This window comes from Gordonia sp. NPDC058843, assembly GCF_042743165.1.
GTDB lineage: Bacteria > Actinomycetota > Actinomycetes > Mycobacteriales > Mycobacteriaceae > Gordonia.
Genome location: NZ_JBHYNC010000001.1, coordinates 132,956 through 147,153, shown reverse-complemented (window position 1 = coordinate 147,153; position 14,198 = coordinate 132,956). Strand labels below are relative to the sequence as shown.

Here is a 14,198-nt window from a genome sequence, read left to right as displayed (position 1 = left end):
CTCACTGGAGCCCGGGCGGGCACGGGGTGGACGGCGAATCGAGGAACTCGAGGTCGCCGGGATCGGGCAGGTAGGGGAACTTCGAGTCCGGCCGGTCCGCGCGAGCGATGATCTCGTCCACGTAGGAGTTGCCGAGTGCCTCACGCAGCGCGGCATTCCATGCGGACTCGTCGCCGACGGCGGGCGCGAGCATGGCGTCGAGTGCCTTGTTCACGGCGTCGCGCGACTCGGTGTCGTCGAGAGCCAGTCCCACGCCATAACGCTCGGTGGAGAACGGGCTGCCGGCGGTCTTCAGGGCGTCCTTCACGCAGGCGTCCTTGAGGTAGGTCATCTCGACGAGCTTGAACTCGCCTTCCCAGAAGTTGGAGTACCCGGCCAGGATCGCCTCGTCGGTGGTGACCGCGTCGACCTTGTCCCGGCGCAGGGCCTCCACGCAGGCCGAGTAGGAGTCGTACTCCTGCAGCTGGACCGCGGGCAACTGTGCCTTGACGTTCTGCGCCGGCGTCGAGCCGGTCACCGAACAGAGCTTCTTGCCCTTGTCGAGGTCGGCGAGCTGGTCGATCGAGTTGTCGTCGGCGCGCACCATCAGACCCTGGTAGGTGACGAGATACGGTCCGCCGAAGGACACCTTCTTCGAGCGTGCGGCGTTGATCGAGTAGGTGGCCGCGATCAGGTCGACCTCGCCGTTGTCGATCATCGCCTCGCGCCGCGCCGAGGGGGTCTCGCGCCAGGTGACCTCCGGATGCGGCACACCGAGGTCGTCGGCGATGTGGTTGACCACATAGCGCGACACCGATGCGTCGAATCCCTCGACGTTGCCGTCCGGCTCGTACAGACCGAGCCCCGGCTGGTCGAACTTGACGCCCAGGACGACCGAACCCTCGCGGATGGAGTCGAGGAGGTTGCGGGGTTCGGTGCTGCCACACGCCGACAGCACGGTGGCGAGAAGCGCGCCGACTGCCAGGATCAACCCGGCGGTGCGTACCCGTGCCATGTCAGTGCCCCAGGATCTTGCCGAGGAAGTCCCGGGCGCGATCGGTCGAGGGGTTGTTGAAGAACGTCTCGGGATCGGAGTCCTCGATGATCGCCCCGTCGGCCATGAAGATGATGCGGTCGGCGGCCTTGCGCGCAAACCCCATCTCGTGGGTCACCACGACCATCGTCATGCCCTCCTTCGCGAGGGAGACCATCACGTCGAGGACCTCGTTGACCATCTCCGGGTCGAGGGCCGAGGTCGGCTCGTCGAACAGCATGATCTTGGGGTCCATCGCCAGCGAGCGGGCGATCGCCACCCGCTGCTGCTGGCCGCCGGAGAGCTGGGCGGGATACTTGTCCTTCTGGCTGGCGATGCCGACGCGCTCGAGCAGTTCGAGTGCACGCTTGGCGGCCTCGTCCTTGCTCTTCTTGCGCACCTTGATCGGCGCGAGGGTGACGTTGTCGAGAATCGTCTTGTGCGAGAACAGGTTGAAGGACTGGAAGACCATGCCCACGTCGGCGCGGAGCCGGGCGAGATCCTTGCCCTCGGCCGGTAGGACCTGACCCTCGACGAGGATCTCACCGCCGTCGATCGGCTCGAGGCGGTTGATCGTCCGGCAGAGGGTGGACTTGCCCGAACCCGAGGGTCCGAGGACCACCACGACCTGACCGGCGGGGACCTCGATGTCGATGTCCTTGAGGACGTGCAACGACCCGAAGTGCTTCTGCACCCCGCGCATCGCGATCATCGGCTTGGACCCTGGGTCCGCGGACTTACTCGGCGAAACGGTCATTGGGGAACCCTATCCGCCGATGTGGACCCGGGTGTCCTGTGGGAGTCGATTTGCTTCCGCCCCGTACCCTCGTAGGCGTGAGTATCGAGTTGTCGGAGCGGCCTGAGCAGGCAGCACCTGCCGCGCGCAGCTATCAGGTCCGTACCTACGGCTGCCAGATGAACGTCCACGATTCCGAGCGGATCGCCGGTCTCCTGGAGGACGCCGGGTACGTGCGCGCCGCCGAGGACGACGCCGCCGACCTCGTCGTCTTCAACACCTGCGCGATCCGCGAGAACGCCGACAACAAGCTGTACGGCAACCTGTCTCATCTCGCACCGGTCAAGTCGGACCGGCCGGGCATGCAGATCGCCGTCGGCGGCTGCCTCGCCCAGAAGGACAAGGACACCGTGCTGTCGCGCGCGCCGTGGGTCGATGTCGTGTTCGGCACACACAACATCGGTTCGTTGCCCGCGCTGCTCGATCGTGCGCGCCACAACGACGCCGCCCAGGTGGAGATCCTCGACGCGCTCGAGCGGTTCCCGTCGACCCTCCCGGCCAAGCGCGACTCGGCCTACTCGGGCTGGGTGTCGGTGTCGGTGGGGTGCAACAACACCTGCACGTTCTGCATCGTGCCGTCGCTGCGCGGCAAAGAGGTCGACCGGCGACCGGGTGAAGTGCTCGCCGAGGTCCAGGCCCTCGTCGACCAGGGCGTCGTCGAGGTCACCCTGCTCGGCCAGAACGTCAACGCCTACGGCATGTCGTTCGCCGACCCCGACCAGCCCCGCAATCGAGGCGCCTTCGCCGAACTCCTGCGTGCCTGCGGCGACATCGAGGGGCTCGAACGCGTCCGGTTCACCTCCCCGCACCCCGCCGAGTTCACCGACGACGTGATCGAGGCGATGGCCCAGACGCCCAACGTGTGCCCGCAACTGCACATGCCGCTGCAGTCCGGGTCGGACCGCATCCTGCGCGCGATGCGCCGGAGCTACCGCCAGTCCAAGTTCCTCGGCATCCTCGACAAGGTCCGCGAGGCCATGCCGCATGCGGCGATCACCACCGACATCATCGTCGGGTTCCCCGGCGAGACCGAGGAGGACTTCCAGGCCACCCTCGACGTCGTCGAGCGGGCCCGCTTCTCCAGTGCATTCACCTTCCAGTACTCGCCGCGTCCCGGCACACCCGCCGCGACGATGGCCGACCAGGTGCCACCCGACGTGGTCGCCGATCGCTATCGTCGGCTCATCGCGCTCCAGGAGCGGATCTGCCTGACCGAGAACGAGGCCTTGATCGGTACCGAGGTGGAACTCCTCGTCGTCGCCGACGAGGGGCGCAAATCCGCGAAGACCCAGCGCATGACCGGCCGGGCCCGAGATGGGCGCCTGGTGCACTTCGCCCCCGGAACGGCGACGGGAATCCGCCCGGGAGACCTCGTGCACACCCAGCTCACCGCGGCCGCACCGCACCATCTGATCGCCGACTCCGGCGTCCTCGCGCATCGCCGGACCCGAGCCGGTGACGCGCACGAACAGAGTCGTACCCCCACCACCGCGCCGGTCGGCGTCGGGCTCGGACTGCCGGGGGTCGGTGCCCCCGCTCCCGTCCCGGCCGACGCCGGTTGCGGCAGTGGCTGCGGCAGCTGAACACCATCACGAAGTGAGGCGATGACCATGTCCGAGGAATCAGTGTCCGGGAATTCGGCGTCCGAGAATTCGGCGTTCGAGCAGTACGAGAACGACCTGCGCAAGGCCGAGCGCCGGGTCGCCGGCGAGATCGACCCGGGAGCCCGCGCGGTCGTCGTCGCCGTGGCCGTCGTCCTCGCCATGGTGTCGATGGTGTTGCCGCACACCGGATCGGTCACCGGCCTGGAGGTGCTCACCTTCACCCCCGAGGCGGACGCCGAGCGCGTCACCATCGTGTCGAAGATCTTCGTCTACCTCGTGACGATCTTCGGGATCGTCGTCTCGATGCTCGCGTTGCTCACCCGGCGCTGGTTCCTGGCGTGGATCGCCCTGTGCGGATGCGCCATCGCCTGCGTCGCCGGGATGTTGGCGTGGTGGTCACGCAACACCCCGGGAGTGGGCGGCGTCCAGCCGCCCTCGGGCGTCGGCATCGGTCTCGTACTGGGGTGGATCGCGGTCTTCGTGCTCACGTTCCACTGGTCGCGCGTCGTGTGGGCACGCAGCTCGTACCAACTCGCGCTCGAGGACGAGCGGCGCCGTCAGGCCGCCGAGCAGGAGGCCTACGCCGCTGCGCTGTATCACAAGAAGCCGCAGCAGCCCTGACCTGATCGGACTCAGCGGTCGGTGACGGCGTTCTCCGCGGCGTCGGCCCATTCGCGCCATTGCGCGGCCTGGTCGCGGAGCTTCGCGGCCTCGCGGTCCTTGCCACGTTCGGCGGCCTTGCGCGCCTGATCCTCGAGTTGCGCCACGCGGTCGGCGAACTGAGCCGCGCGCGCCAGCGCCTCGGGGTCGGTGCGCTGCCACTGCGCGTCCTCGGCGTCGCGGATGCGCTTCTCGATCGCTCGAGCGCGGGCCTCCAGGCTCTGCATCTGGTCGCGCGGGACCTTGCCGAGTTCATCCCACTGATCGCGGAACGACCGGAACTCGCGCCGGGCGGCGTCGAGGTCGGTTGCCGGGTCGATGGACTTCTCGGCGGAGTCGAGCAGGGCGATCTTCGCCGTCGCGTTCGCGCTGAACTCCGCGTCGCGTTCCGATGACGCCGCGTTGCGAGCCCCGAAGAACACGTCCTGGGCGGCCTTGAACCGCTGCCACAGGGCCTCGTCGGTGTCACGCGGGGCGCGACCGGCGGCCTTCCATTCACCGAGCAGTTCGCGGAACTTCGCCGAGGTCGGGCCCCAGTCGGTGGAGCCGGAGAGCTCTTCGGCACGGGCGATCAGCGCCTCTTTGCGCTCCTTCGCACCGGCGCGCTCGCGATCCAGTTCGGCGAAGTGCGCGCCCCGCCGGCGGTTGAAGGCGTCGCGCGCCTTCGCGTAGCGCTTCCAGAGTGTGTCGTCGGTCTTGCGGTCGACGCCCTTGATCGACTTCCATTCCTCGAGGATCTCGCGCAACCGGTCGCCCGCGCTCTTCCAGTTGGTCGCGTCGGCGCCGATCTGCTCGGCCTCGGTGGCCAGGACTTCTTTGCGGGCGATGGCGTCGGCCCGTGTCTTCTCGCGTTCGGCGCGGATCGTCTCGGCGACCTCGTCGGCGCTCCCGACGATGGCCTCGAGCCGGCGCTGCAGTGCGGCGACGTCGCCGATCACATGCGCGTTGGGCAGCTCGTCGAGCAGGTGCTTGGCGGCAGCCTGCGCCTTGCGAGGGTCGCCCGACCGGGCGGTGAGTCGTTCCTCGAGGATCTCGACCTCGGTCGCGAGATCATCGAAACGGCGTCCGAAGTGCGCCAGTCCTTCCTCGACCGTGCCTGCCTGCCACGAACCGATCTCGCGTTCCCCGTCGGCGGTCTTGAGCCAGACGACGCCCGACTCGTCGATCCGGCCGAAGCGGTGGGGATCGGCTGTGACGAGGTGCGTGACGACCGGTTCGGTGGCGACGCCCGGGCGCGGACCGGGCTTGGGGCGCGGGCCGGGTTTGGGAGTCGGCCTCGGTGCGCTCTCGCCCGCGGGTGCCTGCTGGGTCTCGGGTGACGATTCGATCGGGTTGGTCATGTGCACGTGTCCTGCCGCTCAGTGGTGCCGCGCGTCACGGCTGCCGGTCCCTGGAGTCGATTCTCGCGGGGCATCCTACGCCTCGCGATCGCCGACAGTACCGTTCCATTCAAGCAGTTCAGGCCCATCGATGTGGCGTCCGTGCCGAGTTGGTGGGTCGCGAGCCGGAGGATCCGGCGCCGGGAGCGGAGCGAGCGGGCCAGATGGTTTCGACTAGCGTCGTGGTGTGCTTGCGGCCGTCGTCTTCGTTCCGAGTGCTCCGCTGCTCGTTCCCGAACTGGCCGGACCGGCCGCCCCCGACACCGAACCGGTGCGTCGGGCCGCGCTCGATGCGGTGGCGGCCGCGAACGAGCTCGGCATCGACCGCTGGGTGGCCGTCGGAACCGCCGACGACGCGGGACCCGGCCCTGTGTGCGAGCCGGGCCGGGGGACCTTCGCGCGGTTCGGCGTCGACGTCGAGGTCGCGATCGACCCGGCAGTGGCAACGGACCCGGTGGTGGGGACAGGGGCGGCGGTGGCCGGTTCGGTCTCACGGATGAGCCTGTCGGCCCTGATAGCCGGATGGATCGCCGGACGGATGTCGCTGGGCCCGTTGCGCGTGTGCAGTGTCGGTTCGACGACACCGCCCGCGGAATGCGCCGCGACCGGTGCGGCGCTGGCCGCCGGGCTCGACGCGTCATCGGAGCGGGTCGCGGTCCTCGTGGTGGGGGACGGATCGACGGCCCTGACCGACAAGGCGCCCGGTGGGGGTCGTCGGGAATCTGCGGTGACCCTGACCGACACGATCGTCGCCGCGCTCGGTTCGGCGGACACGACGATACTGGCGGCGCTCGATCCGCAGACGTGTGACGCCGAGGGAGTCGGTGGTCGGGTCGCCTGGCAGGTGGCGGCCGGACTCGTCGGCGATCGACCTGCCCGGGCGGTGCTCGACTTCGCCGACGCGCCCTTCGGCGTGGGCTACGTGGTCTCGACCTGGATCGTCGACGACGGCGAGCACGACCGGTGACCGCGCCATCCACTCCGGTCGAGCCCGTCCCCGTCGCGGTCGTCGGGCCCACCGCCGGCGGTAAGTCCGACCTCGCCCTCGACCTCGCCGAGCGGCTCGGCGGCGAGATCGTCAACATCGACGCCATGCAGCAGTACCGCGGCATGGACGTCGGAACGGCGAAACTCCCGCCCGGCGAACGCCGCGGCATCCCGCACCACCAGCTCGACGTACTCGACGTGACCGAGGTGGCCACCGTCGCGCGCTATCAGGAAGCCGCGCGTGCCGACGTCGACCGGCTGCGCGCCGCGGGACGGGTTCCCGTGATCGTCGGCGGATCGATGATGTACGTCCAGGGACTCCTCGACGACTGGCAGTTCCCGGCCACCGACCCCGAGGTCCGGCGGCGTTACGAGGGCATGCTCGACGAGCGCGGGGTGGGCGAGATGCACCGGCTGCTCGCCTCGGTCGATCCGGCCGCGGCGTCGACCATCCTCGCCACCGACGGCCGCCGCATCGTGCGTGCGCTCGAAGTGGTCGAGCTGACCGGTGCGCCCTTCGCCGCGTCACAGCCCACGATCGGCGAGCCGCGCTGGGGCACGATCATCCTGGCCCTCGACCGCGACACCGAGGAACTCGATGATCGGATCCGTCGCCGCACGAGGGCGATGTTCGACCAGGGACTCGTCGACGAGGTGGAGGATCTCTGCTCGCGCGGCCTCCGGGAGGGACGGACCGCGTCGCAGGCCATCGGCTACAAGCAGGTCCTCGCGGCGCTCGACGGCGAGTACGACCTCGCGCAGGCGGAGGAACTGACGTTCATCGGCACCCGGCGGTACGTCCGCCGGCAGCGGTCGTGGTTCCGTCGCGATCACCGGGCCGTATGGCTGGACGCCGCGGCACCCGACCTCCTCGATCGAGCGCTGCGCGTCGTGGACGCGAACGCCCCGTAGGCTGTTGTCCGTGACTTCCGCCCCGCAGAGCAGTGCGAGCGACGGCCTGCACTTCGTCAAGGGTCATGGCACCCAGAACGACTTCGTGGTCCTCGCCGACCCCGACGCCGAGCTGTCTCTCGACGCCGAGATGGTCGCCGCCCTGTGTGATCGGCAACGCGGGATCGGGGCCGACGGATTGTTGCGCGTCGCGCGTTCGGGTGCGCTCGTGTCCGCCGGTGTCCTCGATGCCCTGCCCGCGGGCGTGTCCGACGACGACTGGTTCATGGATTACCGAAACGGTGACGGTTCGGTCGCCGAGATGTGCGGCAACGGCGTGCGCGTGTTCGCCCACTTCGTGCGCGCTTCGGGACTGGTCGACGCCGACACGTTCTCCGTCGGTTCCCGCGCGGGCGCCCGGGGAGTCACCATCCACTCCTTCGATGCGGTACACGCCGAGGTCACGGTGGAGATGGGCGTGGCGCGCCTGGACGGCTCGTCGGTGGTCCGCATCGGTGACGACATCTATCCCGGCGCGATGGTCGACGTCGGCAATCCGCACCTGGCCTGCGTCGTCGCCGACATGACCGCGGCCGACCTCGACGCGATCGACTTCGGCGCCGGCGTCACCATCGAGGCCGACGACTTCCCGCACGGCGCGAACGTCGAACTGCTGACCCCACCGGTCGAAGGGCCCGACGGCTGTCTGACCGCGCGGATGCGGGTCTTCGAACGGGGTGTAGGGGAGACGCGCAGTTGCGGGACCGGCCTGGTCGCAGCGGCGCGCGCCGCGCTCGACGGCCGGGGCGCGGACGCCGGGGAGCTGCGCATCGGGATCCCCGGTGGTGAGGTCACCGTGACGATCCGTCCGGACGGATCCACCCTGCGCGGGCCGTCGATGCTCGTGGCCGACGGGGCGCTCCGGCCCGGCTGGGAGCGCTGAGCTCGATATTCACGTGCTCGCATCCGGGCGGACATGAGACCATGGACCCCGTATGACCGAATCACGAGCACACATCATGTCCCTGGCCGATCTCGGTGTCCGAGACGCCGCAGAACCAGTCAGCGCGGATCCGACAACCGGCGAACTCCAGCTGTCCGAGCGCGCCTCCCTGCAACGCGTCGCAGGATTGTCCACCGAACTCACCGACGTCACCGAGGTCGAGTACCGACAGCTCCGGCTGGAGCGGGTGGTCCTGGTCGGCGTGTGGACCGAGGGCAGCGCGGCTGCCGCGAAGGCCAACATGACCGAGCTGGCCGCACTCGCCGAGACCGCGGGGTCGCAGATCCTCGACGCAGTGATCCAGCGTCGATCGAAACCCGACCCTGCCACCTACATCGGCAGTGGCAAGGCCGAGGAGCTCCGCGAGATCGTCCTCGCGACCGGGGCCGACACCGTCGTCTGCGACGGTGAGCTCACCCCCGCCCAGCTGAACGCGCTGGAGAAGGTGGTGAAGGTGAAGGTCATCGACCGCACCGCGCTGATCCTCGACATCTTCGCCCAGCATGCGACCTCGCGGGAGGGCAAGGCGCAGGTCTCCCTCGCACAGATGGAGTACATGCTCCCGCGGCTGCGCGGTTGGGGCGAGTCGATGTCCCGGCAGGCCGGTGGGCGGGCGGGCAGCAACGGCGGTGTGGGCCTACGTGGTCCCGGTGAGACCAAGATCGAGACCGACCGTCGCCGTATCCGGGAACGGATGGCCAAGCTGCGCCGCGAGATCCGCGGCATGAAGAAGGCGCGCACCACGAAACGAGCTGCACGCAAGGGCGGCTCGATCCCGACGATCACCGTCGCCGGGTACACCAACGCGGGCAAGTCCAGTCTGGTCAACGCGATGACAGGCGCCGGAGTCCTCGTGCAGGACGCGCTGTTCGCGACCCTGGACCCCACGACGAGACGTGCGACCCTCGACGACGGGCGCGCGGTCGTCTTCACCGACACCGTCGGTTTCGTCCGCCATCTGCCCACCCAGCTCGTCGAGGCGTTCCGCTCGACGCTCGAGGAGGTCGTCGACGCAGACCTGTTGCTCCACGTCGTCGATGGTGCGGACGCTTTTCCGATGGAACAGATCTCGGCCGTCCGCCAGGTCATCAACGACATCGTCGCCGAGGAGGGTGTCACCGCGCCGCCGGAGCTGCTCGTCATCAACAAGATCGACGCCATCGACGGCAACCGCCTCACCGAGTTGCGCGGTGCGCTCGGCTCGGATGCGGTGTTCATCTCCGCCCGAACCGGCGAGGGCCTGCCCGAACTCTTCGGGCGGGTACGCGAGTTCGTCGGTCGCGAGGACGTGGAGATGACCATCGAGGTGCCCTTCCACCGTGGTGAGGTCGTCTCGCGGATCCACAGCGAAGGCGAGGTCATCTCGTCCGAGCACACCGAGTCGGGCACGACGATGAAGGTCCGCGTCCCGGCCGCGTTCGCGGGCGAGATCGCGGACCTCCGGATCTGAACGGGTCTCTCGGGCGGACGGCTCCGCGGCCGACCTAGTCCGCGTCGAGGTCTTTCTCGACCAGCGTGACGATGGCGTCGAGGGTGGCCTGGTCGTCGGCCGTCACGACCACCCGGGTGCCCTTCTCGGCCCCCAGGGTCATGATCATCAGCGCCGATCCCGCGTCGACCGGGTCGCCGCCCTCGAGGCCCAGTGTCACCGGGTTGCCGGTCTCGGCGACCGCCTCGGCGATGATCGTGGCGGGGCGGGCGTGCAGGCCGACGGCGGAACCGACGGTGACGATGGTGCTGGGCATGAGAACTCCTTCGAGTGTTGTTCTGAGTTGAGTGTGCAAGTGTGTCGGGGGGTCGCGGCGTGTGGCGTCGTCAGGCGGCGACCGCCTCGAGTTCGTCGAAGGCGGCGGCGTCGCGACTGCGGTGGACCTGCTTGGCCGTGACCACGAGGACGGCGGACAAGACGGTACCGGCGACGAGCGCGACGAGGAAGAGCACCCAGCTGTTCATCGCGAAGAAGACGAAGATGCCGCCGTGCGGAGCGCGGAGCTCGACACCGAACGCCATGATGAGTGCGCCGCTGAGTGCGCCGCCGGCCATCATCGACGGGATGACGCGGAACGGGTCGACCGCCGCGAACGGGATGGCGCCCTCGGAGATGAACGACGCGCCGAGAAGCCATGCGGCCTTGCCGTTCTCGCGCTCGGGCTCGGTGAACAGGCCGGGCCGGACCACGGTGGCCAGGGCGAGCGCCAGCGGGGGCACCATGCCGGCGCACATGACGGCGGCCATGATCTGGTACTGCGCGGCGCCGGCGGTCGCGGCGTCGGCGATGCCGGCGGTGGCGAACAGATAAGCGGTCTTGTTGACCGGTCCGCCGAGGTCGAAGCACATCATCAGACCGAGCACGATGCCGAGGGCGATGGCCGATCCGCCGGACATGCTCTCGAGTCCGCTGTTCATCTGGTCGGCGAGCCAGGCGAGCGGCTTGCCGAGGACCATGTACAGCAGGCCACCGACGATTATGCTGCCGAACAGCGGGATCACGACCACCGGCATCAACCCGCGTGCCCACTGGGGCAATGGGATTCGGGCGATCCACAAGCACACCGCGCCGGCGATCAGGCCGCCGATCAGCGCGCCGATGAAGCTGGCTCCGACCGCGAGCGAGACGATGCCGGCCACGAAACCGGGTGCGATGCCGGGGCGATCGGCGATCGCGAATGCGATGTAGCCCGCGAGGACCGGTACCGCGAGTCCCATCACCCCCGAGCCGATCGCGAAGCTCACCGCGCCCAGATACTGCAGGAGCCCGCCTGACGGCAGATCCCAGAGACTGTTGTTCAGCGCGATGAAGGCGCCGTCGCTGAGGGTTCCGCCGTCGTCGAGGTTCGTGTTCGCGACCTCGTAGCCGGCGAGGAGGAAGCCGAGTGCGATGAGGAGACCGCCCGCGGCGACGAACGGGATCATGTAGCTGACACCGGTCATCAGGGCCTGGCGGGTGCGGCCGGCCAGACTCACCCCGGACTTCGACGGGTCTGCCGCGTCGGCGTCCGAGCCGTCGCCGGTGACACGCGCCGCGTCCGGGTTGCGTCCCGCCGCTACCGCTTCGGCGATCATCGCGTCGGGTTCGTTGATGGCTCGTTTGACCCCCGAGGCGATGACGGGTTTACCGGCGAACCGGTTGCGGCCCTTCACACCGACGTCGGTGGCGAAGATGACGGCGTCGGCCGAGGCGATGACGTCCGGCTCGAAGGCGGTCGTGGCCGAGGACCCCTGGGTCTCCACCGCGAACTCGACGCCGGCCCGCTCGGCGGCGTATTTCAGCGCGTCGGCGGCCATGTAGGTGTGGGCGATGCCGGTCGGGCACGCGGTGATCGCGACGATGCGCGGCGTCGCCGATGCCCGGTCGGCGGTCTCGTCCGCGGCCTCGGTGTCGCGGGGTGAGGTGTTCTCGGACTTCGTGGTCGACACGGCCGCGCTCGCTGAGGCCGGGGTTGCAGTGGCCGGTGTTGTGGGGGCGGCGGGTGCGGGGTCGATGGCCTCGTTGACCAGTTCGATCACGCGTTCCTCGTTCTCCGCCGCGCGGAGCGAGGCCACGAAGTCGGGGCGGACGAGCGAGCGGGCCAGCGAGCTGAGGAGTTTCATGTGCGCGCTGGCACCACCCTCGGGGGCGGCGATGAGGAAGACCAGATCGGCCGGTCCGTCCGGGGCGCCGAAATCGACCTTGCGGGACAGTCGCGCCATGGCGAGGCTGGCCGCGGTCACCGAGGCGGTGCGGGCGTGCGGGATGGCGATACCGCCGGGAAGTCCGGTCGCGGACTTGGCCTCCCGGTCCAGCGCGGCCCGCGCCAGATCGGCGGGGTCGGTGGTCCGGCCGGCCGCGGCGAGCGCGTCGGTGAGCGTGGTGATGACGGCGGCGGGATCGCCGCCGGCGTCGACGTCGAGACTCACCGTCTGTGCGGTGATGATCTGCTCGGTCATGGGATGTCCTTCGTCGGTGAAAGGGGTGAGCGGTCGGGGTGGGATGGGATTCGGGGTTCTGATGTGATTCGGGGTTCTACGGAGTGGGCTTCGGTGAGCCGCGGTGGCGCCGTCACGTCATGCGAGCGGCTCCCGACAGTTCGGTCACCCGGACGCCGGGGAGGTCGAGGTGGTCGGGAGTGGGCGCCTGGGTGCCCGCGAGTGAGGCGGCCGCCGCGCCGTATGCCACGGCCGACCGAAGGCACTCCGCGGGCGGGGCCCCGGTGCTCTGTGCGATGAGGAAGCCGGCCAGCGACGAGTCCCCGGCGCCGACGGTGCTGCGCGGGACGATCGGCGGCGGGGTCGCCGACCAGATGCCGGACGCGGTGACCAGGACGGCACCGACGGCGCCGAGTGTGGCGAGGACATTGCCCCCGATCTGCTCGGCGATCGTGGTCGCGGCATCGACGACCGGGCCGAGATCGTTGCGCGAGAGCGCTTCTCGGAGTGTGCTCGGGTCGGCGCCGGTCAGTTCGGCGAGCTCGTCCTCGTTGGGCTTGATCAGGTCGACACGACCGGCGACGGTGGCCCGGAGCGGAGCTCCCGAGGTGTCCACCGCGACCCGGCAGCCGGCGAGGACGAGGTCGTCGGCGAGCGAGCGGTACCAGTCGTCGGGAACGCCCGGTGGCAACGACCCGCACAGCGTGACCCACTGCGCGGAGTCGGCGTGACCGCGGATCAGTCCGACGAGTGCCTCGCGATCCTGCGTGGTCAGGGTGACGCCCGGCGCGTTGATCTTGGTCGTCGTGCCGTCCGACTCGGCGATCGTGATGTTGGTCCGGACCTCGCCGTCGACGGGCACCGCGTCGTAGGGGAGTCCGAGATCGTCGAGTGCGGTTCGCAGCGGGTCGCCCGACCGTGCGGGGAGCAGGGCCCGGGTGGTCAGTCCGGCCGCCGCGACGACGCGGGACACGTTGACGCCCTTGCCGCCGGGTTCGGTGCGGACCACGCCGGCGCGTTGCACCTCGCCGCGCGCGAGTGGGGCACCGAGTTCGAGGGTGCGGTCGAGGCTCGGATTGGCGGTGACGGTGACGATCATGCGATCACGACCTCGACGCCGCGCGCGGACAACGCTGCCGAGAACGCCGGGTCGATGCCGGCGTCCGTGATGAGAACGTCGACCGCGTCGAGGCCGGCGAAGGAGGACAGGTCCTCGCGATCCATCTTCGAGCTGTCGGCGAGGACCACCACCCGCTGTGCGGCAGCGACCATCGCCGCCTTCACCGCTGCCTCGTCGGGATCGGGTGTCGACAACCCGTGGGTCTCGCTCAGGCCGTTGGTCCCGATGAACGCGGTGGTCACGCGGATGCGGCGGAGTGCGTCCACCGTCTCGACGCCCACTGTCGCCTGGGTCAGACCACGGACGCGGCCGCCGAGGGCGTGCAGACCATCGGGATGGGTGCCCGCGAGCAGGCCGGCGATGGGCAGGCTGTTGGTGAACATGGTGAGCCGGCGGTCGGGTGCCGTCGCCTCGGCGGCGCGGTAGGTCGTGGTGCCGGCGTCGAAGAGCACGGAACCGCCGTCGGGCGGCAGGAACCGGATCGCCGCCCGGCCGATCGCGGTCTTCTGCTCGATCTGGCTCGACTCGCGCTCGTCGATCCCCAGTTCGCCGAGGGCACGCATGACCTCGGCGCGCACGGCGCCCCCGTGGACTCGCTGCAGATGTCCCGCGCGTTCCAGAACGGCGAGATCTCGACGCACGGTCTCGCTGGTGACGTCGAACTTCTCGGCGAGCGCGGTCACGGAGGCCCGCCCCGCGACGCGCACCTCGTCGACGATCGCCTGTTGTCTCTCCTCGGCGTACACACCGCTCCGATCTCCGGTTCCGGCCGCCCCGCTTGTTGAGGCGTGTGGGATTGCATGTTGTAGTAATTGTGTTTACGCCTGTTTGTGTTGACAA

At 69.6% G+C, this 14,198-nt stretch carries 13 protein-coding genes; 6 read left to right on the top strand and 7 right to left on the bottom strand.

Annotated elements, in window-relative coordinates:
• Position 1: 1 nt before the first annotated feature.
• The gene (locus tag ACFW3F_RS00690; protein ID WP_388053290.1) at positions 2-994 is read right to left on the bottom strand and encodes a glutamate ABC transporter substrate-binding protein; all 993 of its coding nucleotides are present in this window, start codon (positions 992-994) and stop codon (positions 2-4) included.
• A 1-nt stretch (position 995) separates the two neighbouring features.
• Complete coding sequence (locus tag ACFW3F_RS00685; RefSeq protein ID WP_388053676.1) at positions 996-1,724, bottom strand: amino acid ABC transporter ATP-binding protein; 729 nt, start codon at positions 1,722-1,724, stop codon at positions 996-998.
• A gap of 134 nt (positions 1,725-1,858) precedes the next feature.
• On the opposite strand from ACFW3F_RS00685, the gene miaB reads away from it, so the two are divergent.
• Together miaB and ACFW3F_RS00675 are read left to right on the top strand one after the other, a co-directional pair.
• On the top strand, positions 1,859-3,391 hold the full coding sequence (gene miaB, locus ACFW3F_RS00680) for a tRNA (N6-isopentenyl adenosine(37)-C2)-methylthiotransferase MiaB (RefSeq protein WP_388053674.1): 1,533 nt from the start codon (positions 1,859-1,861) through the stop codon (positions 3,389-3,391).
• Positions 3,392-3,412: 21 nt separating this feature from the next.
• Entirely contained in the window at positions 3,413-4,033 is a 621-nt protein-coding gene (locus ACFW3F_RS00675; RefSeq protein WP_388053288.1) for a hypothetical protein, read from the top strand.
• Positions 4,034-4,044: 11 nt separating this feature from the next.
• Here the strand turns inward: ACFW3F_RS00675 and ACFW3F_RS00670 are convergent, their stop codons facing one another.
• Positions 4,045-5,412 (bottom strand): DUF349 domain-containing protein, encoded by a 1,368-nt coding sequence (locus ACFW3F_RS00670; RefSeq protein ID WP_388053286.1) that lies wholly within the window; start codon positions 5,410-5,412, stop codon positions 4,045-4,047.
• 226 nt (positions 5,413-5,638) lie between these two features.
• On the opposite strand from ACFW3F_RS00670, the gene ACFW3F_RS00665 reads away from it, so the two are divergent.
• Genes ACFW3F_RS00665 through hflX form a run of 4 tightly spaced genes read left to right on the top strand, consistent with a single transcriptional unit; the run spans position 5,639 to position 9,782 of the window.
• A complete protein-coding gene (locus ACFW3F_RS00665) occupies positions 5,639-6,418 on the top strand; it encodes a hypothetical protein (RefSeq protein WP_388053284.1) in 780 nt (259 codons plus the stop codon).
• Positions 6,415-7,350, top strand: a complete 936-nt coding sequence (gene miaA / locus ACFW3F_RS00660) for a tRNA (adenosine(37)-N6)-dimethylallyltransferase MiaA (RefSeq protein WP_388053282.1) — start codon at positions 6,415-6,417, stop codon at positions 7,348-7,350. Before ACFW3F_RS00665 ends, miaA begins: the two co-directional genes overlap by 4 nt.
• Before the next feature lie 10 nt (positions 7,351-7,360).
• Positions 7,361-8,272: a diaminopimelate epimerase gene (gene dapF, locus ACFW3F_RS00655; RefSeq protein WP_388053280.1), complete on the top strand. Its 912-nt coding sequence runs from the start codon at positions 7,361-7,363 to the stop codon at positions 8,270-8,272.
• Positions 8,273-8,324: 52 nt separating this feature from the next.
• On the top strand, positions 8,325-9,782 hold the full coding sequence (gene hflX / locus ACFW3F_RS00650; protein ID WP_388053278.1) for a GTPase HflX: 1,458 nt from the start codon (positions 8,325-8,327) through the stop codon (positions 9,780-9,782).
• A 34-nt stretch (positions 9,783-9,816) separates the two neighbouring features.
• Here hflX and ACFW3F_RS00645 read toward each other — a convergent pair whose 3' ends face one another.
• The 4 genes from ACFW3F_RS00645 to ACFW3F_RS00630 all read right to left on the bottom strand — a co-directional run bounded on the left by ACFW3F_RS00645 (position 9,817) and on the right by ACFW3F_RS00630 (position 14,104).
• Positions 9,817-10,077, bottom strand: coding sequence for an HPr family phosphocarrier protein (locus ACFW3F_RS00645; RefSeq protein ID WP_388053276.1), 261 nt, complete (start codon positions 10,075-10,077; stop codon positions 9,817-9,819).
• A gap of 70 nt (positions 10,078-10,147) precedes the next feature.
• Positions 10,148-12,259, bottom strand: a complete 2,112-nt coding sequence (locus tag ACFW3F_RS00640; protein ID WP_388053274.1) for a fructose-specific PTS transporter subunit EIIC — start codon at positions 12,257-12,259, stop codon at positions 10,148-10,150.
• A gap of 112 nt (positions 12,260-12,371) precedes the next feature.
• Positions 12,372-13,337 carry a 1-phosphofructokinase gene (gene pfkB / locus ACFW3F_RS00635; protein ID WP_388053272.1) on the bottom strand — a complete coding sequence of 322 codons (966 nt, stop codon included), beginning with the start codon at positions 13,335-13,337 and terminating at the stop codon, positions 12,372-12,374.
• Positions 13,334-14,104, bottom strand: a complete 771-nt coding sequence (locus ACFW3F_RS00630) for a DeoR/GlpR family DNA-binding transcription regulator (protein WP_388053270.1) — start codon at positions 14,102-14,104, stop codon at positions 13,334-13,336. Before ACFW3F_RS00630 ends, pfkB begins: the two co-directional genes overlap by 4 nt.
• Positions 14,105-14,198: the final 94 nt, after the last annotated feature.

What these genes read in the sequence shown, in the direction of transcription:
- hflX (WP_388053278.1), top strand. Translation starts at nt 8,325, where the DNA reads ATGACCGAATCACGAGCACACATCATGTCCCTGGCCGATCTCGGTGTC.
- ACFW3F_RS00675 (WP_388053288.1), top strand. Translation starts at nt 3,413, where the DNA reads ATGACCATGTCCGAGGAATCAGTGTCCGGGAATTCGGCGTCCGAGAAT.
- ACFW3F_RS00645 (WP_388053276.1), bottom strand. Translation starts at nt 10,077, where the DNA reads ATGCCCAGCACCATCGTCACCGTCGGTTCCGCCGTCGGCCTGCACGCC.
- ACFW3F_RS00690 (WP_388053290.1), bottom strand. Translation starts at nt 994, where the DNA reads ATGGCACGGGTACGCACCGCCGGGTTGATCCTGGCAGTCGGCGCGCTT.
- ACFW3F_RS00640 (WP_388053274.1), bottom strand. Translation starts at nt 12,259, where the DNA reads ATGACCGAGCAGATCATCACCGCACAGACGGTGAGTCTCGACGTCGAC.
- ACFW3F_RS00685 (WP_388053676.1), bottom strand. Translation starts at nt 1,724, where the DNA reads ATGATCGCGATGCGCGGGGTGCAGAAGCACTTCGGGTCGTTGCACGTC.
- ACFW3F_RS00670 (WP_388053286.1), bottom strand. Translation starts at nt 5,412, where the DNA reads ATGACCAACCCGATCGAATCGTCACCCGAGACCCAGCAGGCACCCGCG.
- pfkB (WP_388053272.1), bottom strand. Translation starts at nt 13,337, where the DNA reads ATGATCGTCACCGTCACCGCCAATCCGAGCCTCGACCGCACCCTCGAA.